17 protein-coding genes are annotated in these 19,724 nt (G+C 66.3%); 9 read left to right on the forward strand and 8 right to left on the reverse strand.

All coding sequences use genetic code 11. The features are described from left to right. Positions 1–5: 5 nt before the first annotated feature. Genes IFS44_RS02340 through IFS44_RS02365 form a run of 6 tightly spaced genes read left to right on the forward strand, consistent with a single transcriptional unit; the run spans position 6 to position 5,228 of the window. The gene (locus IFS44_RS02340; protein WP_192097341.1) at positions 6–1,118 is read left to right on the forward strand and encodes a glycosyltransferase family 4 protein; all 1,113 of its coding nucleotides are present in this window, start codon (positions 6–8) and stop codon (positions 1,116–1,118) included. Next, positions 1,115–2,038, forward strand: coding sequence for a glycosyltransferase (locus tag IFS44_RS02345; RefSeq protein ID WP_192097342.1), 924 nt, complete (start codon positions 1,115–1,117; stop codon positions 2,036–2,038). Before IFS44_RS02340 ends, IFS44_RS02345 begins: the two co-directional genes overlap by 4 nt. Then, positions 2,035–3,138 (forward strand): acyl-CoA/acyl-ACP dehydrogenase, encoded by a 1,104-nt coding sequence (locus IFS44_RS02350; protein WP_192097343.1) that lies wholly within the window; start codon positions 2,035–2,037, stop codon positions 3,136–3,138. The genes IFS44_RS02345 and IFS44_RS02350 overlap by 4 nt, the downstream gene beginning before the upstream one ends. Then, positions 3,135–3,827 carry a PIG-L deacetylase family protein gene (locus tag IFS44_RS02355; RefSeq protein WP_342366308.1) on the forward strand — a complete coding sequence of 231 codons (693 nt, stop codon included), beginning with the start codon at positions 3,135–3,137 and terminating at the stop codon, positions 3,825–3,827. Before IFS44_RS02350 ends, IFS44_RS02355 begins: the two co-directional genes overlap by 4 nt. Next, positions 3,811–4,389: an SAM-dependent methyltransferase gene (locus tag IFS44_RS02360; RefSeq protein ID WP_056407774.1), complete on the forward strand. Its 579-nt coding sequence runs from the start codon at positions 3,811–3,813 to the stop codon at positions 4,387–4,389. The genes IFS44_RS02355 and IFS44_RS02360 overlap by 17 nt, the downstream gene beginning before the upstream one ends. Next, entirely contained in the window at positions 4,386–5,228 is an 843-nt protein-coding gene (locus tag IFS44_RS02365) for a glycosyltransferase family 2 protein (protein WP_192097345.1), read from the forward strand. Before IFS44_RS02360 ends, IFS44_RS02365 begins: the two co-directional genes overlap by 4 nt. Here IFS44_RS02365 and IFS44_RS02370 read toward each other — a convergent pair. Both IFS44_RS02370 and IFS44_RS02375 read right to left on the reverse strand, forming a co-directional pair. Then, entirely contained in the window at positions 5,225–6,541 is a 1,317-nt protein-coding gene (locus IFS44_RS02370; RefSeq protein WP_244649834.1) for a sensor histidine kinase, read from the reverse strand. The genes IFS44_RS02365 and IFS44_RS02370 overlap by 4 nt on opposite strands. Beyond that, a complete protein-coding gene (locus tag IFS44_RS02375; protein WP_159510750.1) occupies positions 6,538–7,206 on the reverse strand; it encodes a response regulator in 669 nt (222 codons plus the stop codon). The genes IFS44_RS02370 and IFS44_RS02375 overlap by 4 nt, the downstream gene beginning before the upstream one ends. A gap of 110 nt (positions 7,207–7,316) precedes the next feature. On the opposite strand from IFS44_RS02375, the gene IFS44_RS02380 reads away from it, so the two are divergent. After that, a complete protein-coding gene (locus IFS44_RS02380; RefSeq protein ID WP_192097346.1) occupies positions 7,317–7,949 on the forward strand; it encodes a hypothetical protein in 633 nt (210 codons plus the stop codon). Positions 7,950–8,034: 85 nt separating this feature from the next. Here the strand turns inward: IFS44_RS02380 and IFS44_RS02385 are convergent, their stop codons facing one another. From IFS44_RS02385 to IFS44_RS02395, 3 genes are read right to left on the reverse strand one after another with little or no spacing between them, the layout of a single operon-like run. Further along, on the reverse strand, positions 8,035–8,373 hold the full coding sequence (locus tag IFS44_RS02385) for a hypothetical protein (RefSeq protein WP_159510748.1): 339 nt from the start codon (positions 8,371–8,373) through the stop codon (positions 8,035–8,037). After that, positions 8,366–9,889 carry a PepSY-associated TM helix domain-containing protein gene (locus tag IFS44_RS02390; protein WP_244649836.1) on the reverse strand — a complete coding sequence of 508 codons (1,524 nt, stop codon included), beginning with the start codon at positions 9,887–9,889 and terminating at the stop codon, positions 8,366–8,368. The genes IFS44_RS02385 and IFS44_RS02390 overlap by 8 nt, the downstream gene beginning before the upstream one ends. Positions 9,890–9,915: 26 nt before the next feature. Further along, complete coding sequence (locus tag IFS44_RS02395; RefSeq protein ID WP_206757808.1) at positions 9,916–10,260, reverse strand: hypothetical protein; 345 nt, start codon at positions 10,258–10,260, stop codon at positions 9,916–9,918. A gap of 188 nt (positions 10,261–10,448) precedes the next feature. Between IFS44_RS02395 and IFS44_RS02400 the strand changes: the two genes are divergently transcribed. Then, complete coding sequence (locus IFS44_RS02400; protein ID WP_192097349.1) at positions 10,449–11,735, forward strand: glycoside hydrolase family 130 protein; 1,287 nt, start codon at positions 10,449–10,451, stop codon at positions 11,733–11,735. A 48-nt stretch (positions 11,736–11,783) separates the two neighbouring features. Here IFS44_RS02400 and IFS44_RS02405 read toward each other — a convergent pair whose 3' ends face one another. Next, on the reverse strand, positions 11,784–14,345 hold the full coding sequence (locus tag IFS44_RS02405) for a TonB-dependent receptor plug domain-containing protein (protein ID WP_192097350.1): 2,562 nt from the start codon (positions 14,343–14,345) through the stop codon (positions 11,784–11,786). 356 nt (positions 14,346–14,701) lie between these two features. Here IFS44_RS02405 and poxB point away from each other — a divergent pair, with 356 nt between their 5' ends. Beyond that, on the forward strand, positions 14,702–16,450 hold the full coding sequence (gene poxB, locus IFS44_RS02410) for a ubiquinone-dependent pyruvate dehydrogenase (RefSeq protein WP_192097351.1): 1,749 nt from the start codon (positions 14,702–14,704) through the stop codon (positions 16,448–16,450). A 54-nt stretch (positions 16,451–16,504) separates the two neighbouring features. On the opposite strand, the gene IFS44_RS02415 is transcribed toward poxB, so the two are convergent. Together IFS44_RS02415 and IFS44_RS02420 are read right to left on the reverse strand one after the other, a co-directional pair. After that, a complete protein-coding gene (locus tag IFS44_RS02415) occupies positions 16,505–18,172 on the reverse strand; it encodes an MFS transporter (RefSeq protein WP_192097352.1) in 1,668 nt (555 codons plus the stop codon). A gap of 49 nt (positions 18,173–18,221) precedes the next feature. Beyond that, positions 18,222–19,649, reverse strand: a complete 1,428-nt coding sequence (locus IFS44_RS02420) for a DcaP family trimeric outer membrane transporter (protein ID WP_152555342.1) — start codon at positions 19,647–19,649, stop codon at positions 18,222–18,224. Positions 19,650–19,724: the final 75 nt, after the last annotated feature.

The raw sequence follows: 19,724 nt of genomic DNA on the forward strand, positions 1-19,724 counted from the left end.
TCGGAATGCGAATCGCGATTATTGCGCATCTCAAATATGCCATCCGCGAGCCTTTTGCCGGTGGCCTCGAGATGCATACGCACCTGTTGGCGACCGCGTTACGCCGACGTGGACATGCGGTCACAGTATTCGCATCGATGAAATCCGATCCGGCAATGGGGCTCGAGGCGATCTGCGACGAAACCTCGCTTCTCGAAACCGGCACCGCCGAAGCGCAGGACGTGACGTTCTTCCGCGAACACCATGCCTATTTGCGGCTGATGAGCATGCTGCGGAACCGGCGGTTCGACGTCATCCACAACAACTCTCTCCACTATCTTCCCGTCTCGATGGCAGAAACGCTCGACACGCCGATGGTCACGACGCTGCACACGCCCCCGTTCTGCTGGCTGGAAAGCGGCATCCGCCTCTGCAAGTCACCATCGATGCGCTTCGTTGCCGTATCTGATACGATCCGTGGTCTGTGGAGCCACGTGACGCCGATCGACCGGACGATCCCGAACGGTATCGACCTTGCGAGCTTCCCCTTCCAACCTGCCGCAAGTCCCGACCGCTATCTCGTTTGGTATGGGCGGATCGTCGCCGAAAAGGGCCTTCATCTGGCGATCGACGCGGCGAGGCTGGCAGGCTATCCGCTCCGCATCGCCGGACCGATCTCCGATCCGGACTATTATGCGGCCGAGATCCTGCCGCGGCTCGGCGCCGACGTCACGCATGTCGGGCATCTCGAGCATGCGGCACTCGGCGCGCTCGTCGGCGGCGCGAGTGCGTTCCTCTGTACGCCCCGCTGGGAAGAACCGTTCGGGCTGGTGGTCGCCGAAGCCCTCGCGTCCGGGACGCCCGTCGCCGCCTTTGCGCGCGGCGCGATTCCGGCGCTCCTCGACGAGTCCTGTGGCACGCTCGCACGCGCGGACGATGTCGCATCGCTCGCGGACGCCGCGCTGCGGGCGGTGCTGCTCGACCGCCGTGCCTGCCGCCTGCGGGCGGAGGCGATCTGCGACGCCGACGTCATGATCGACCGCTATGAGGATTTGTACGAAGAGATGATCCAGCCGACGCGCCACGCCGCACGGGGCCGCGCGTCTGACTATCCGATCACATTGGCGGGGGCGGCATGACGGACGCCCGCTTCTGCGTATGCGTGCCCGCGCGTGACGAGGCAGACCGTCTGCCAATTCTGCTCGACGCCCTCGCGCGACAGGACGTGGATGGACCGATCCGCGTCTCGATCTTGATCAACAACACCGTCGATGACAGCGTCGCCGCGGTGGCCCGGGCACAGGCAGTCTGGGGCGAGCGACTGCATCTCGCCGTGGCCTGCCACGATATTCCGCCCGAGCGCGCGCATGCCGGCACCGCGCGACGCCTGGCGATGGACGCCGGCTTGGCACGCATCGATCCGGATCGCGGCGTTCTAATTTCCACCGATGCCGATACCCGGCCGCCGTCCGACTGGATCTCGGCGATGCTGCGCGCGATCGACGCGGGGCTCGATATCGTCGGGGGCCGGATCGTCGTCGACGATGCCGAACCGCTCGCGGCGGACATGAACGCGATGCAGGTCAAGCTCGACCGCTACTGGGCCTGTGTTCGCGCGATCGAGGACGACATTGATCCGTGCCGCTGGGATCCGGCACCCCGTCACGGCGACCATACCGGCGCGAGCCTGGCGATTCTTGCTCCGCTCTACCGTACGGCAGGCGGCGTTCCGGCAATCCCTGCAGGGGAAGACCGCGCACTGGTCGAGGCGGCGGTCGCAGCGGGTGGTCGCCTCGGCCATCCGATGAGCGTGTGGACCCGTGTGTCCGCGCGCACCATCGGTCGCGCGACCGGGGGCATGGCGGACCATATGCAGGCGCTGTCCGATCGCGTGGCGCGCGGCGAGTCCACTTTTCTACCGTCGTTCGATCAGTGGCGCGCACGCGCGGCGTGGCGACGGATGCGGCGCGACCAGCCGGGTGGTGATTCCGGGGTCGCGCGCGATGAACCCCTGCTCCCGCCGATGCGCTGCGACATGCCGTTGGGGCTCGACCGATGAGTGGCCCGACTGCACGGCCAGCCCCCGCGTCTCCGTCCCTCGACCTCGTCGAGACGCTCGCGTCCTGCGGCGAGCGTTATGATGCCGCCCCCATGTTTCCCGCGGACAGCATGGCCACACTGGTCCGCCACGGCCTGCACCGGCGGTTCGCCCCGCGTGCACTTGGCGGCCAGGCCAATGGTGCACCGGACGAGCTGCTCGATGCGTTGCGGACTGTCGGACGCGGCGACCTCAGCGTCGGGCGGCTGTTCGAGGGCCATGTCAATGCGCTCGCACTGTTCGACTGGTATGCATCGGCCGATCAGCTCGCCTGGCTCGATACCGAGCTAGACCGCGGTGCATGGTTCGGCGTCTGGGCGACCGAACCTCCGCCCGGCGTCGCGGTCGTCGACAGTCCCGACGGCCCCGTGCTCGATGGGGCGAAGCACTTCGCAAGCGGCGCCGGGGGTATCGATTACGCGATCGTCACTGCGCGTCCGGCGGCGGGGCAGCGTCCGATCGTCGTCATCCCGGCCAATGATCCCATACGCACCGACGCGTCCCGTTGGCGCGTGCGCGGCATGCGCGCGAGCATGAGCGGTCGCTACGAATGTTCGGGCTATCCAGCCGGCGCCATGCAGACGCTGGGCGCACCGGGCGACTATGACCGCGAACCCCGGTTCACCGCGGGGGCATGGCGGTTCCTGGCGGTCCAGCTTGGCGGCATGGAGGGGCTGCTGACCGAGACCCGACGCGCCTTGTCCGACACCGCGCGCGGCGATCCCGTCCAGCGTGCGCGCTTCGCCGAGGCGGTCGTTGCCGCGCGTACCGGCTATCTGTGGATCCGCGAGGCTGCGGGACGTGCCGCGCGCGAGGAGGCGGACGCGATCGTCTTCGTCCAGATGACGCGAGGTGTCGTCGAGCGTGCCGCGCTCGACGTCATGGAAGCCACCGCGCGTCTTCTCGGTACGCGCAGCGCGTTTGATGGTGAGCGTGCGGACAAGATCAGCCGCGACCTCAGCCTCTATCTGCGTCAGGCAGGCCCCGATTATGCGCGCGATCAGGCGGCGCTCGCCTGGCTCGACCGCGACGTCTGGGGCGCCGGCGACCGCTTGTGGTGACCCCCGCGACTGCACTGAGCCGAAGTCCTTGGCACAGCGCGCGGTGGCTGTTGCTCGCGCCGCACGCCGATGATGAAACGCTCGGCACGGGGGCATTGATCGCCGATACGGCGGCTCGCAATCGCCTTGCCGGTGTGATGATCCTGACCGACGGATCGGGTTCGCATCCGTGCCCGACGCCGGCGGATCGTAGCGCGCTCATCCGGCGACGACGCGTTGAGGCACGGCACGCCGTCGCGCTGCTGACCGGCGGACGGCGGATCGTCCCGCAGTTTCTTGACTGGCACGACGCGAACCCGCACCGCCCCGGAAGCGCCGCGTTCCGTCGATCCGTCCGGCAATTGGCGATCCTGCTGCGCCGGCACGCGGTCGACGCGATTGCGACCACCGCGGCAGGCGAGCCGCATTGCGATCATGCCGCGTGCTTTACGCTTGCGGTGCATGCTGCGCACGCGGCGCGCAGGCCGGTCGCGGTTTTCGAATATGCCGTCTGGGGCGAACGCCCCGCGGGCAGGCGCGTCGTCCGTACCGCGGCGATGCCGACCGCCCGGCGCAGCGCCGCGCTCCGCGCGCACCGCAGCCAGTTGACCGGATTGATGGGCGACGGCTTTCGCCTGCCGCGCGCGCAGCAGCGCATGCCGGGCACCGATCTCCTCTATCTGGCGAGCCGACATGCGACCCGACCATAGCCTCGACGCGCGCTATTTCGACGACGTCTTCACCGGCGACGATGATCCCTGGTCGCTCGCCTCGAGCCCGTATGAAGCCGCAAAGTTCGATGCGACGATCGCCGCGATCGACGATCGACGCTATCGTTCCGCCCTTGAGATCGGCTGCGCCCACGGCGTGCTGACCGCGCGGCTTGCGCCTTTGTGCGATACCCTGACCTCGATCGACATCAGCCTGCGCGCCGTCGAGCTTGCCCGGTCGCGCTGCGCCGCACTGCCCAATGTCACGATCGCCCGCTGTGGCTTCCCGGCCGAGACGCCGGACGACGCGTTCGATCTCGTCGTGCTGTCGGAGGTCGTCTATTATTGGGACGACGCTGACATCGAGCGCGCAGCCGCGGCGATCCGCGCCAGCGCCACGCCCGATTGCCGCATCATGCTCGTACACTGGACGGGCGATACCGACTATCCACAGACCGGCGACGCAGCCGTCACCAAGCTGCGCGACCGGCTCGGCGATTTTGCGGTCGAGCGTGCGGAACGGACCGCCGCGTACCGCCTCGACCTGTGGTCCCTGCGATGACGCCGCTCTCCGTCCTGACCCTCGTCAAGGACCGCGAACCCCATCTGATCCAGCTGGTCGAGGGCTTGAAACGGAGCGCTGTCGCCCCCGCCGAACTGATCGTCGTCGACATGAGCAGCGACCCGGTCGCGCAGCCGGAGGCGCCCTTCCCCGTCCACGTCCATCGGCTCCAGACCGGCACTCTCGCGCTTGCCGCCGCGCGCAACCTTGCAGCACGGCACGCGACGTCTGCACATCTGCTGTTCCTCGACGTAGACTGTATCCCGATGGCGCAGTGCCTTGGCAGGATGGGTGCGGTACTCGATGCGGACGATGCGTTGCTCTGCGCGGATATCCGCTATCTCGGACCCGACGACGCGCGTTCGACATGGAACGAAGAGGTCCTGCTGGCAACCGGGCGGCCACATCCGGTGCGCAGCTTTCCCGCAACGGGCACGCGGCGCGAAACCAATCCCGGCCTGTTCTGGTCGCTGGCGTTCGCGATCCGCCGATCACGGTTCGACATGCTGGGTGGCTTTGACGAGGCGTTCGTCGGCTATGGCGCGGAGGACACCGACTTCGGCTTTCGCGCCGAGCATGCACAAACCCCGCTGATCTTCGTCGGCGGGGCGATCGCCTGTCATCAGTATCACGACAGCTATGATCCGCCCGTCCAGCATCTCGACGACATCGTCCGCAACGCAACGGTATTCCATGCGCGCTGGGGCTGGTGGCCGATGCAGGGCTGGGTCGACGCCTTTGTCGCGATGGGGCTGATCGACTATCGCGATGACGGCATCTGCATCCTGCGCCGTCCAAACGCCGCGGACATGATCGCCGCGCATTCGGGCCAATCCTAGACCTTGGCACCGATCGGCATGGTGACCGAAGCCGAGAGCCCGCCGCCCGCGGCATCGTCGAGGACCAGCACGCCGCCATACAGCGCCGCGAGCTCGCGCGCGATCGCCAGTCCGAACCCATGGCCGTCCTCGCGTTCGTCGAGCCGCACGCCAGCATCGGTCGCCCGCTGACGGTCCGCCAGCGCGATGCCTGGGCCATCGTCGACGACGCTGAGCCGGATCATGCCCTGATCGACCGTTGCGCAGACGCGCACCCTTGTGCCCGCATGCCGCGCGGCATTGTCGATCAGATTGCCCGCCAGCTCGTCGAGATCGGCGGCATCGACCGCGACGTGCAGCGCCGGGTCGATCGCCTGATCGATCGTGATGCCGCGTTCCATCCTCAGCCGCCGGATCGTCGATACCAGATCGGCGATCGCGGGGGCGAGTGCGGTGCTGCTCGCATGACCGCCGGCGATGTTGCGCGCCCGGGCAAGATGATGCCGGATCGTTGCGTCGATCCGGGCAAGCTGCGCCGCCTGGGCCGGATCGTCACGCACCGTTAGCGCAAGCGTCGCGACGGGGGTCTTCAGCGCGTGCGCCAGGTTGGCCGCCGACGCGCGCGCGGTCGCGAGCGCCTCCGCGTTGTCCCGCGCGAGTGCGTTCAGTTCGATCGCGAGCGGACGAAGCTCGTCGGGCTGCGCTTCGGACACACCCGCGGCCCCCCTGCGCATCGCAGCGACGCCGTCGCGCAACGCGCGCAGCGGTCGCAACCCGATCCGCACCTGCACCAGCGTCGCAACACCGAGCAGGATGCCAAGAATGCCGAGCGTTGCGAGCAACGGCACCACCGCCGACCGGATCGGTCGCGCGACGACGTCGCGCGGGGCCGCCGCGGTAAGCACTACCGGCCCCGCGGCAGTCGCGATCGAAATCTGTCGAGCATGGACCCCGTCCCGCCCTTCCAGTGGTTGCGGACGCTCCTTCCCTTCTCTGCGCAGCGCGTCTCGCGGTGCCGGGCCAGGCGTCCGCAGCGTCGGCAACTCGGCGGAACGCACGGTCTGTGCCGGACCACTGATCTGCCATTGCCAGCCGGGGCCGGCATCGAGCAGGCCACGAAGCCGCGTCAGTCGCGCCCGGTCGATCCGCCCATCGCCATCGACCGCACCGGCAAGCAGCGACAATTCGGCATCGAGCCGCTGGTCGAGCCCCTGGGTGACGAACCGCTGCAGCACGCCGGCTATCGCCGCGCCCGCGACCGCAAGCGCGACGAGGGTGGCGAGTAGTGAAAGGCCGAGCATCCGCCCATGGATCGACCGCGGGATCAGCCTCATCGGGGTATCGGCGTCGCGAGCCGGTAACCTCGGCCGCGCACGGTATCGATCAGCGACGCGCCGATCTTCTTGCGCAGCCGACCCACGATCACCTCGAGGCTGTTCGAATCGACGTCCGCATCGCCCTCATAGACACGCTCCATCAACGCCAGGCGCTCGATCACCGCGTCCTTCGACAGCATCAGCGCCGACAGCACCCGCCATTCGAGCGCAGTCAGTTTGACCGGCAAACCGTCGAGCTCGAACTGGCCGGTCTGCGTCTCGAATGCGAGCGGACCGCATTCGAGCCGCGTGGCGCCATGCCCCGCCGCCCGGCGCACCAGCGCACGCAGCCGCATGACGAGTTCCTCGACGCGGAATGGCTTGGTCATGAAGTCATCGGCCCCAGCCTTGAACCCCGCCACCTTGTCCGACCATCCGTCACGCGCGGTCAGGATCAGCACGGGAAGGTCGCGCCCCGCCGCCCGCCAGTCCCGCAGGATCGTGACGCCGTCCCGCCCGGGCAGGCCGAGATCCAGCACGGCGGCGTCATAGGCCTCGGTGTCGCCCAGATGCCCCGCATCGACGCCGTTTGCGGCAAGATCGACCGCGCAATTCTCGCCTCGCAAGGCCTTGGCGAGCGCGGGGCCGAGATCGGGATCGTCCTCGACGAGCAATATACGCATGACGACCTCGCTAGCTGTGAACGCTAAACCCAAACTGAACGGGGAAGTTCAGCGGGCCGTGGGGATGCGGCGCCTAGAAGCCGGTCATCGACACGAAGAGGAGACGATGAATGCCCCGTTTGATGGACACACTGAACCGCGGATCGCGGATGAAGCTCGCCGCTGCCGCCCTGCTCGCAGTCGGCGTGGCAGGCGGCGCCGGCGCCGTATCGCTGACGCGGCCCGGCATCGAGATGGCACCCACCACGCCGACCGCTATCGCCCGACTGTCTGGTACGAGCGGCGTGGTGACGGTGAAGGGCCGTGTGGTCGAGATCTTCGGTGACCGCTTCGTCCTTCAGGACGCGACCGGGCGGACGATGATCGATGCCGGCCGCAACGGCGATGGCGTCACTGCCGGTGCGACGATGACGGTACAGGGGCGCTACGACAATGGGCAGCTGCGCGCGTCCTATCTGGTCGATCCGAATGGGCGGATCGTCGCCGCCGGCCCCGCGGGCGGGCCGCCGCCGCATGGCCCCGGTGGCCCTCGCGGCCCCGGTGGTCCCGGTGCGCCCGGCCGCGATGGTCCGCCGCCCCCGCCACCGGGCGGCGCGAACTTGGCCCCTCCCGGGGCAATGGCGCCGTCCACCGTCCCAGGCTGTACCCCATCCGTAACCGGTGTCACGCCGGCACCGGCACCCGTCGGCACACCCGTCGCGCAAACGCCAACCCGCGCACCGGCTGCCGCGGTAAATCGCTAGGATGGTTGCGATCCGCCACAACGGTGGCGGATCGAGCCCCGAGACCGATCACTAATGACCGGCACCCTCCGTACCGCTTTCGCCGTCAGGCCGAAGCGGTACGGTGTTCGTCTTTCGAGGGTCGTAGGGCACGCGCCATGCCGAGGATCAGTACAACGGGTCGGAGCATGAACATCGGCGCGACCGACAGCGTGCCGACCATGATGACCGCCGCGATTGAGCCGCCACCCAGAAACCGCACGACGCGTTCGCCGCTGACCGGCGCCCCGCACCGCAGGAACGCCAGCGTCAGTGCGGCGGCGGCGGCGATCCGCAACAGCCGGATCGTCCCGGGTGCGGTGATCCCGAGATCCCGGCGATAGCGAAACGCGGAGGCCGCGAGCAGCATCCAGCCCGCCAGCGTGACGATGATCGTTTCAAGCATGAACCACTCCACGGGCAGGACGTCGTACCGGCGCCGCCGGACGAAGATGCGCGACACGCCATGCCGCCATCGCCAGCACGGTGGCGATCGCGAGCATGGTCAGGTCGAACCCGGCAAATACCGGGTCGTCGCCACGCAATGAGGCCGGCAGACCGCGCGCGGTCGTGACGGCATTGATGACCGGAATTGCGGCAAAGGCGATGGCGCCGATCGCGAAGCCCTCGATCCAGGCGCGCCGCGGCGATCGGGCCAGCTGCGCGACTTCGACCGCGCCCCAGACCCAGAACATCGCGGCGACTTCGCCATCCGCACGCCCGGCCGCATCGACAGGAATCAACCGGTTCGCCAGGAGATACGCCGCCATCCCGACCGGCAGCCCGGCAATCACCGCGATGTTCAAGCGCTCGACGAGCGTCAGCCCCGGAAACGGCGCCGCGCCCGGCCGCCGCCGCTTGGTCGTCCAGAGCAACAGGCCCGTACCGACCATCGCAGCGCCGGTCAGGCCAAGCAGGCAATAGGCCCAGCGCAGCCCGGTACCCGCATAGCTCGCGACGTGCAGACCAAGCATCACCGCCGAGGTCATCAGCGCGGGGCCGGTGCCGCCCGATCGCTCGAGCATTTGCCCGGTGCTTCCCGAATAGGTCACCGATGGCAGCCGCGCATTGATCGACACGCCGGCATGACGATAGACGGTCACCGTTGCCGCACGATCATTAGGATGGCGCACCACGACCCGGGTCGCAGGTGCGCCGAGCACCGCTTCGGCCTTCTCGATCATCGGCCCGATCGGCAGCAGCGGCGCGGCAATCCCGGTCGCCGCGCGCTCGGTCGGAATGCCGAATGCGACCGCCCCGTAATCGAGCGGCGTCTTGTAGTTCACCATCGCCGGCCACGGCATGTACATCGCCACCAGCGTGATCAGCCCGGTATAGGTGATCATCGCATGATAGGGCAGCGCGAGCACCGCCGAGACGTTATGCGCATCGAGCCAGCTGCGTTGTCCCTTGTTCCAGCGCAGCGTGAAGAAATCGGCAAAGATCCGCTTGTGCGTGATCACCCCCGACACGATCGCCGCCAGCATCACCATCGCACACAGTCCGGCCAGCCAGCGCCCCCAGGGATAGGGCAGCTGAAGCTGGAAGTGGAACCGATAGAAATGCTCGCCGCCCCGCGTTTCGCGGGCACGGACCGGTTCCCCGCTGCGGGGATCGAGCGTGAGTTCGGCGGGACGTGGCGGTGCCGTCGACGTCGGACTCCGCTGCTCGAACACGCGCGTCACCGCCGAGCGGGCATCGGGAAGGTAGAGGAACCACTGGACGTCGTCCCCCGCGCCGATCCGCTGCAGATAGGTCATCGCGCCTTGCGCGGCCTGCGCAGGCGACACCGTGCTCGCGCGGATTTCGGGTTGCATCCACTGGGTGATTTCGGGCCGGAAATAGCTTGCCGTCCCCGTCAGGAACATCGCGAACAACAGCCATCCCGCTAGCAACCCCAGCCACCCATGGATCCACGCCATGCTCTGCCGCAGCGGCAACGCAGCCGTCATGAGCGGACGCCGAGCAAGGCCAGTACCAGACCGATCGCCACGCTGCCGCCCCAGATGCCGAGCACGACGCGCATAACGCGTGGCTCGTGAAAGCTCCAGAGCACGGCGATTGCGTAGACTAGGAACGAGAGGATCATTCCCCAACTGGTGGCCTCGGCACGGTCCACTGGCAGCAGCCGCGCGATCAGCGTCGCACCCGCGGAGGCCAGGACATAGCCGCCGACCAGCGCGGTCCCGATCCGGGCAATCATCGGCACGACCGCAGGACGCAACCGACGCCGCGGCGACGTTGCCGTTCGCCTTAGGTCCGGCGTGCGCTGCGGGGTGGCCTGCATGCCCATGCCCTACAGAAGTTTGCGAGTGGTTATCAATAGCAAAGTTGTTGCACGATATCCGGTCAGGTCCGAAAGCAGCAGGTCACGGGGAAATCCGCCGCGGCGATGCGATCCATGGATATAAACGCGAGGTCTATCGCTGAACGGGGCAAGGGTGTGCGCATGCAGGACGCCGCCCGGTGAAAGGTCCGCGCATGGAAGCTGCCAACGTCTTCAAGAAGCTTGAGATCGAACTCAAGCCCGATCCTTCGCGAACGGTAATCCGCCCGTTCAGCTTCAGCTACCCCGAGGCATTTGCGGCCGATCGTCCATCGCGCGCGCAAAAGGTGGCGCAGCGGGTGATGGCACTCGACCCCGCGCTGCGCAAACGCATGGTCGAACTGCTGGCGAAACCGATGGAGGAGCGGCATCGCAATGCCGATGAAGTCTTCCGCCGCCGCTTTGCCGAGGTTCAAGACGAGCTTGATATCGGCGACATCGACGCCGACGAGGCGCTGCTGCTGGGCGCCTATTTCAGCCAGGAATATGCGTTCGAGTCGGCGGCCCTGTTCAATCCGAGCATCGCGCGGATCGACGATGAACCCCCATCGGCCATGGGCGGCGTCAAGTTCGTACTGTCGTTGCGCGGCATCGGCGAAGGACATATCTCCTCGGTTACGTTCCGTACCGGCGAGTGGGGACCCGACGATCGCCTCGTGATCGATCCGGCAAGCCCGCATGGTGTGCCGCCACGAATCGACCGCAACCAGGATGGCTGGGTCCGGCTCTTATGCGACGACAGCCAGGATGCCTCGGAAACGGTCATCTTTCCCGTGCTGCCCAGCCAGCGCCAGGGGGTCGAGGATCTGCGCCTCGTCAATTTTACCGATCATGACGGCGTTCGCAGCATCATCGGGACCTATACCGCGTTCGACGGACGCAAGGTTCAGCAGGAAATGCTCCGCGGCGTCGACATGCGGACCTTCGAAATGCGCCCCCTCGCCGGCGCCATGACCGGCTACAAGGGCATGGCGCTGTTCCCGCGCCGGATCGATGGCCAGTTCGTGATGCTCGGGCGGCAGGACAGCGAGACGATCTGGCTGCTCCGCTCGGACGATCTTTACACCTGGGAGCGCGGGACGCCGATCATGGCACCGAAATATCCGTGGGAATTCGTGCAGCTTGGCAATTGCGGATCCCCGATCGAGATCGACGAGGGCTGGCTGGTCTTCACCCACGGCGTCGGCATGGTCCGCGGCTATTGCATCGGCGCGTGCCTGCTTGACAAGGCGGACCCCAGCCGCGTGCTGGCGCGCACGCCCTCCCCGCTCCTGTTCCCGAGCGCGGAGCAACGTGGCGGCTATGTGCCGAACGTCACCTATAGCTGCGGCGGGCTGTTGCAGGGTCGCCGGATCCTGCTGCCCTATGCAATCGGCGACGAATATACCGCGTTCGCCACCGCGCAGGTCGATGATATCCTGTCGGTCATGGTACCCGCCTGACGTGCAGGCAGGTTCGGGCGCGGCCGCCGAGCGCCGCGCCCGATCTCGTCAGAAGGTGATGTTGAAGCGCGCGTAATAATAGCCGCCGTTGATGCCGTAGGGACTGAACGTCAGTGGCCCGTCGAGGACATTGGCGTCGTTGACCAGCGAGTTGGTCGACCCCGGCACCAGCCCGACGGTCAGCGGCCGCTTGTTGAACAGGTTGTTGGCGCCGACCGACAGCTTGAGCGCGGCGGTCAGGTCATAGTTGAGTTCGACGTCGCCGATGAACGCCGACCCGACCGTCTGCTTGTAATATGCGCCGCCATCCGGGGTCAGATACGCCGTCGTCTTGCCGTAGACGGTCCCGCGCAGCGTCGCACCGAACTTGTCGAGCGCATAGACGATCGAACCGATCACCTTGGTCTTGGGCGACGCCGTCTCGAGATAGCTGATCGCCTCCTGGTCAAAGAGCGGGATGCCGCCGAGCGTCGCAGGCGCCGCATTCAGTCTGAGCGCCTTGGTCTCGTTATAGTTGCCCGACAGCATCCAGTTCACTTTGCCATAGTCGGCAAGATCAGTGACGTAGCTCGCCACCAGATCGATGCCGCGCGTCCGCGTGTCCGCGCCGTTGGTGAAGATGTTGATCCCGGTCTGATTGACGGTCGGGTCGAGGATGTTGCCGTTCGCCCGAATGGCCGCGGTCACGATCGGGAAGTTGGTCGCACCACCGCTGCCGTACAGCGAACCGGTCCCGAGGATGCGGTCGCGGATCTTGACCTGATAAGCGTCGATCGTGATCGTCAGGCGTGGCGCCGGACGCAGCACGGTACCCAGGCTGAAATTGGTCGATTTCTCCGGTTTCAGATTGGCAAACCCCAGAAGCTTGGCCGCGGCGGAATTGGCCGGCAGCTGCACGAACGCAGACGTCGGCGACACATTGGTCGCGGAGTAATAAGATTCTGCAAGCGTCGGCGCCCGGAACCCGGTCGAGACCGTGCCGCGCAGCGCGAACGCATCCGAAAAGTCGTACCGGCCCGTCCCCTTGTAGATGAACTTGCTGCCGAAATCGGAATAATGTTCATAGCGTCCGGCAACATCGACCTTCAGCCCGTCGATCGGCATCATCGCGACATCGACATAGGCCGCCTGGCTGTTGCGGCCGTTCACGCCCGCATCGGATGGCCGGAACCCGGGATAGGATTGCCCGCCTTCCTTGTAGATCGATGCGGCATCGCCCGAGCCGATCTCGTACACGTTCTTCCGATACTCCGCGCCGAATGCGAGGTTCAGCGGGGCCGCCATGCCCACCGCGATCTCGCGGGTGACATCGGCGTTCGCGGTGAACTCGGTCGCCTTGAAGAAGCCGTTATAGAAGCTCGTCGGCGTAAATCCGGTATCTGCGTAGAGCGAGGCGTTGGCGGAATCGACGGTGTAGATGAGGTTCTTGTCCTGCCCGAAACTGGTCGACAGGTCGTAGTTGAAGCCGCTCAGCAGCCCTCGAACGCCGCCGGTAAACGCCATGTCGTCCTCGCGGATCTTTTCGCGCGGTGAAAAGCCGTTGACCGGGCTGTCGCCGTCAGGATCGAAATAGGTCGTGACCCCGCCGACCGTCCGCGAGACCCGCGTCGGTACGCGCAGATTTTCGTACGCACTGGCGATCCGCTTCGAATAGGTGCCGAAACTATACACCTCCGCCGCGCCGAAGTCGTAGGCGCTGTTATATTGCAGGTTGGTGAGGCGGGATTGCGCATCGCCGTTGATCCGGTTGACGTACGGGAAGCCCGAAATATTCGGGTAGAGCTGCTGCTGCAGGGGACTTAACGCCGGCGACGTCGTGCCGGTGAGCAGCTTGCCATCACCGTCCGTCACCCGCCGGTCGAGCCCGCCGACCTGCGTGAAGTCGTGATAGCGGTGAAAGGCCGTCACGTTGAGGAACCCGTCCTCGCCGATCTTCGTCGCGAGATGCAGCGTCCCGGCATAGGTCCGCCCGCCCGTCTGGTAATTCTCGCCCGCGGTCGCATAGCCATCGCCGCCCGTATCGCCGTCCTTGAGGATGATGTTGATCACCCCGGCGATCGCATCCGAGCCATATTGCGCCGCCGCGCCGTCTTCCAGAACCTCGATACGGTTGATTGAAGAGGGCGATATCAGGTCGAGATCCGCGGTCGCGGCCCCCTGATAGGGCCCGCCGAGCACCGCGAGGTTGGCGGTGCCATGCCGGCGCTTGCCATTGACGAGCACGAGTGTGTGGTTGGGGCTCAGTCCGCGCAACCGCGCGGACAGCGTCAGGTTCGCGGTGTCGCCGCCAAATGCCTGCGCAGTGAAGGACGGGACCAGCTGCGTCAGGATCTGGTTCAGATTGGGCTGGCCGACATGACTCATCATGTCGGCATCAAGCACCTTGATCGGCGCCGCGCTTTCGGCGGCAGTAATGCCGGTCGCACGTGTCCCCGTTACGATGATGTCGTCGGGGATGTCGTCGGACGCATCACTTGTCGGCGGGCTGGCCGATCCTACCGTGGCGGGGTTTGTCGTCTGGGCAAGCTCTTGGGCACTGGCCGAAACATGCCCCCCAGCGGCAAGGGCGACGATCAAGGCGTGACGCGAGATATGATGAGCGATCTTCATTAGGCTACCCCCGAATGGTGAGCGCCTTTTCGGATCCTTCCCCCAAGTCTATCGACGATTTACGTCGTTTGCTCACGCAATACTGGTCGTGCTGAAATCAGTCCTTCGTGTGTGATCCGGAGTGTTGCCGGGATCCGATACCTATGCTCGGGTCTGAAAATCCTGAATGCAACCGATTCAGGGGGACAAGATCGCCGCTGCGCGCAATCTCGTGACGAAAAATCAAACTTGTTACATTTCTGCAACGATGTGATCCTGCCGGTCGTGGCGTAAATCCCGCGTTGCATCCGCGTCACTTGCCGCCCGGACGCGTTGAGGCATCGACCTTCCCCCCTTTCGAGACCCGGAGACGCCCGATGCCGAAGACCCTGATCGCCGACCTGTTCGTCGAGACGCTCGAACTTGCCGGTGTCGAGCGCATCTATGGCGTGGTCGGCGACAGTCTGAACGGCCTCACCGAAGCGCTCAGGCGGCGCGGAACGATCGAATGGGTGCACGTTCGCAACGAGGAAGCGGCGGCCTTCGCGGCCGGCGCCGAAGCGCAACTCACCGGCAAGCTCGCGGTCTGCGCCGGCTCCTGCGGGCCGGGCAACCTGCATCTGATCAACGGGTTGTACGACTGCAACCGGACCCGCGTGCCCGTCCTGGCGATTGCCGCGCAGATACCGAGCGCCGAAATCGGCTCCAACTATTTCCAGGAAACCCGTCCCGAGGCGCTGTTCCGCGAATGCAGCGTCTATTGCGAGACGATCTCCGATGCGGATCAGATGCCGCGCACGCTCGACACCGCGATCCGTGCCGCGGTCGGCCATCGTGGCGTCGCGGTCGTCGCGATGCCGGGCGATGTCGCGTTGCGCACGACCACGGGCCTTATCGCCCGGTCCAGCATGGCGTTGCTGCCCGAAGCGGCCACGATCATCCCCGATCAGGACTCGCTCGCCCGCCTTGCCGCGTTGCTGAACGACGCCGGCAAGGTGACGATCCTCGCGGGTCGCGGCTGTCGGGGGGCGCATGCGCAACTCGTCGCGCTTGCCGGCGTGCTCCAGGCACCGGTCGTCCATGCACTCGGCGGCAAGGAATTCGTCGAATATGACAATCCTTATGATATCGGCATGACCGGGCTGATCGGCTTCTCGTCCGGCTATGACGCGATGATGGCGTGCGACACGCTGCTGATGCTCGGCACCGATTTTCCCTATCGCCAATTCTATCCGGAAAAGGCGAAGGTGGCGCAGATCGACCTGCGGCCCGAAAGTCTCGGCCGCCGTACCGCGATAGACCTCGGCTTGGTCGGCGACGTCGGCGCGACGATCGACCATGTCCTGCCGCTGCTGACACGCGAGCGCGACGGCGCCTTCCTGCGCGACGCACGCGAGGACTACGCCAAGTCGCGCAAGGGCCTGGACGAACTCGCGACCGGCACCCCGGGGAGCGGCGTGATCCACCCGCAGCATGTCGCGCGAGTCGTCAGCGAGCTCGCAAGCGACGACGCCGTCTTTGCATGCGACGTCGGCACGCCTACCGTCTGGGCAGCGCGCTACCTCGAGATGAACGGCCGCCGGCGGCTGATCGGGTCGTTCAACCATGGCTCGATGGCAAACGCCCTGCCTCAGGCGATCGGCGCGCAGGCCGCCTATCCCGGCCGTCAGATCGTCAGCCTGTCGGGCGATGGCGGCCTTGCGATGCTGATGGGCGAATTGCTGACCGTTCGGCAGCTTGGCCTGCCGGTGAAGATCATCGTCTTCAACAACGGCACGCTCGGCTTCGTCGAAATGGAGATGAAGGCGGCGGGGATGATCGAGACCGGGGTCGCACTCGACAATCCCGATTTCGCCGCGATGGCACGTGCGATCGGTCTGCATGGTGTCCGCGTCACCGACCCTGGCGAGGTCGAGGCGGGCGTCCGCGAGGTGCTCGCGCATCCGGGCCCTGCGCTGCTCGATGCCGTCACGGCGCGCACCGAACTGTCGATGCCGCCCAAGATCACGCTCGAACAGATGAAGGGCTTCACGCTCTATATGGCGAAAGCGGTGATGAGTGGTCGTGGGGATTCAATCGTCGAGCTCGGCAAGACCAATGCCGGATTGTTCAAGACGCTGTTCTGAAACAGATCTGGGGTGCCGCGGCTGCCGCACCCCGGATCTGCTCGATACGTCCGTTCAGCCGTGCAGCGAGCGGCGGAACGTCTCGGGCAGGAAGACCAGCCCGACCAGCGCGGTAACCGCACAGGCGAGGATCGGGTACCACAGGCCGTAATAGATATCCCCCGTCGCCGCGACCATCGCGAAGGCCGCGGTCGGCAGGAACCCGCCGAACCAGCCATTGCCGATATGATAGGGCAGCGACATCGACGTGTAGCGGATCCGCGTCGGGAACAGTTCGACCAGCAGCGCGGCGATCGGGCCATAGACCATCGTCACGTAGAGCACGAGCAGGACGAGGATCGCGACGACCATCGGCTTGTTGATCTGCGCCGGGTCGGCCTTTTCGGGATAGCCGACCGAGGTCAGTGCGGTCTTCACCTCGGCCCCGAACGCCTTGATCGCTGCAGTACGATCGGCCCCTGTCACGATCGCCGGATTGACGACCGGAATGGTCGCGCCGCCGATATGGATCTGCGCGACCGTGCCCGCCGGTGCGACGACGTTGGTGTAGGAGATGCCCGCCTTGGCCAGATACGACTTGGCGATGTCGCACGAGCTGCTGTCGAACTTGTTCTTGCCGACGGGATCGAACTGCACCGAGCATTCGTCGGGGTTGGCGACGACGCTGACTGGCGACGACAGCTGTGCCGCATAGAGTGCGGGGTTGGCTGCCTTCGACAGCGCGTGGAACAGCGGCATATAGGTCAGTGCAGCGAGTGCACAGCCGGTCAGGATGATCCATTTCCGCCCGACCTTGTCCGACAGCCAGCCGAAGAAGATGAACGCGGGTGTCGCAATCAGCAGCGCGATCGCAATCAGGATGTTCGTCGTCGGCCCGTCGACGCGCAAATTTTTCTCCAGGAAGAACAGCGCGTAGAACTGGCTGGTGTAGAACACGACGCCCTGCCCCACGACCGCACCGAACAGCGCGATCAGCACGATCTTGAGGTTGCCCCATTTGGCGAACGCCTCGGTCAGCGGTGCCTTGGAGGTCTTGCCCTCCTCCTTCATCTTCTGGAACACCGGGCTCTCCTCGAGCTGCATCCGGATCCAGAGCGACACCGCGAGCAGCGCGATCGAGACGATGAACGGGATACGCCAGCCCCAGGCCGCGAACGCCTCCTCGCCGACGAGCGTGCGCACACCGATGACGATCAGCAGGGCGGCGAACAGACCGAGCGACGCCGTGGTCTGGATGAAGCTGGTGAACAGCCCGCGCTTCTTGTCGGGCGCATGCTCGGCGACATAGGTCGCAGCGCCACCATATTCGCCGCCGAGCGCGAGGCCCTGCAACAGTCGCAGCACGACCAGCGCGATCGGCGCGGCGACGCCGACCGAGGCATAGCTCGGGAGCAGGCCGACGAGGAACGTCGACAGGCCCATGATTGCCATCGTGACGAGGAAGGTGTTCTTGCGCCCGACGACATCGCCGATCCGCCCGAACACCAGCGCGCCGAACGGCCGCACTGCGAACCCGGCCGCGAACGCCGCGAGCGCGAAGATGAACCCGGTCGTCTCGTTGACGCCCGAGAAGAACTGCGCAGTGATGATCGTCGCGAGCAGCCCGTACAGATAGAAGTCATACCATTCGAACACCGCGCCGAGCGACGACGCGATGATGATCAGTGGCTGGCTCTGCTTCACGTGACCAAGGGGCGATGCGTCCCCTGTTGTCGTTGCCATGGCGGTATCCTCTCAAGTGGAGCGGTGGGATTTTTAGAGCGTCGGGCGATCAGAACCCGTATTTGAAGGCGAATTCCATGCGGTCGAGCGCACCGGTGTCACCCGAGACCAGTTCGCGGACGGCGTGGCGATATTCCACGCCGATGTCGAAGCCCTTGCCGGGCGACCAGAACAGGTTGGCAGCACCGCCATAGGACTTGGCATTGGCCAGCCCCGTGACGATCACGCCGGCCGGATAATCGGCCGATTGGTAGCTGCCCATCAGCGTCGAGTGGATCGCATCGGTCCAGCCGATACGCAGTGCCGCGAAGCCCGCGAAATTGTCGATCCGCTCGAGCTGCGTCGCGGTGCCGCCGTAGATCGCGTCGGGGACATATCCCAATCCCAGATACCGGCCGATGCCCTGCCCGTAGGTCGCCATGAAGCGCAGGTCGTGACGCTTGCCGATCGGGATCTTGCCGGACCCGGAAACGCCCCAGCCAAAGGCGGTATCGCCGCGGCCCAGCGTATCGGTGCGCAATTCGCGCGCGATGCCGGCCAGTGCGAAATCGCCCAGTGTCGACTTCCAGTTCAGCCGTGCCACCACGTCGGGCAGGCGGTCGTCATCCGTGTCGACCAGCGCCGCATTGGCGGGCAGCGCCGTTTCCGTTTCGGGATTCTCGACCGCGACCTGCAACGTCAGCCCGGTTCGCAAGGGGATGGAGTAGCGGATCAGCGCCTGGCGGTTGAACACCGTGCCGTCCAGCGGGCCGACGAAATCGGTCGTCTCGGGCAGCACCGCGATGTTCTGGAAGGTCGACCATTCCTGCCCGACCAGCAGATTGCCATATTCGATGAAGCCACGGCGGAAAGTGGGCGTGTAAGGGTTGGTCGCGCGCTGGGCACCGACCGGCGCCGTCGCGAGCGCGAAATCGAACTCCACCAGCGTCTTTATGTCGGTACCGTTCATCGGGGTCGCAGTGCTGAACTGCAGGCGGGTCTGGCGCGCCGAGAGCAACAGGTCCTGGCTGGAGAACCCGCCGCCGACCGGGATCTGCTGCGGCAGGAAGAACTCCTTGCCCAGCCCCCCGACCGCGACCTCGCCACCGCTGTAGCGGCTGGCGATGGCGTTGAGGCGAACGAAACCGCCCAGCTTGACCGTCGTGTTCCCCATGCGAAAACCGTCGGTCGGTGCCGAATTTGTCGCGACAGGCTTGGCCTGGGCCACATTGGTCGCGCCGGGCGATCCGCCGGGCGATGCGGCCGGCGCCGTCACCTGCGACGCAGCGACGGCGGTCTGTGGGGGCACAGTCGGGGCCGCGGCGGCGGTTGCACGCGCTGCGGTCAACTCACCGCGAAGGTCCTGGACCGCTGCTTCGAGCGCCTTGAGCCGTGCTTCGAGTTCCGCCTCTCGCGCGGTCTGGCCGAAGGCGGCGCCCGGCGTCAGCCCGGCAAGGGCCGTGCCCAGCAGCAACGTCGTGAATACCGATCGTCTCATCCCAACCTCCTGGTTGCTCCACCGGTCTGACGCGTAGATGCAAGCAACACGACGATGGCGGATCGCCCGGGTGGG

This window comes from Sphingomonas sp. CFBP 13706, from assembly GCF_014842355.1.
In the GTDB taxonomy this organism is placed as follows: Bacteria; Pseudomonadota; Alphaproteobacteria; order Sphingomonadales; family Sphingomonadaceae; genus Sphingomonas; species Sphingomonas aerolata.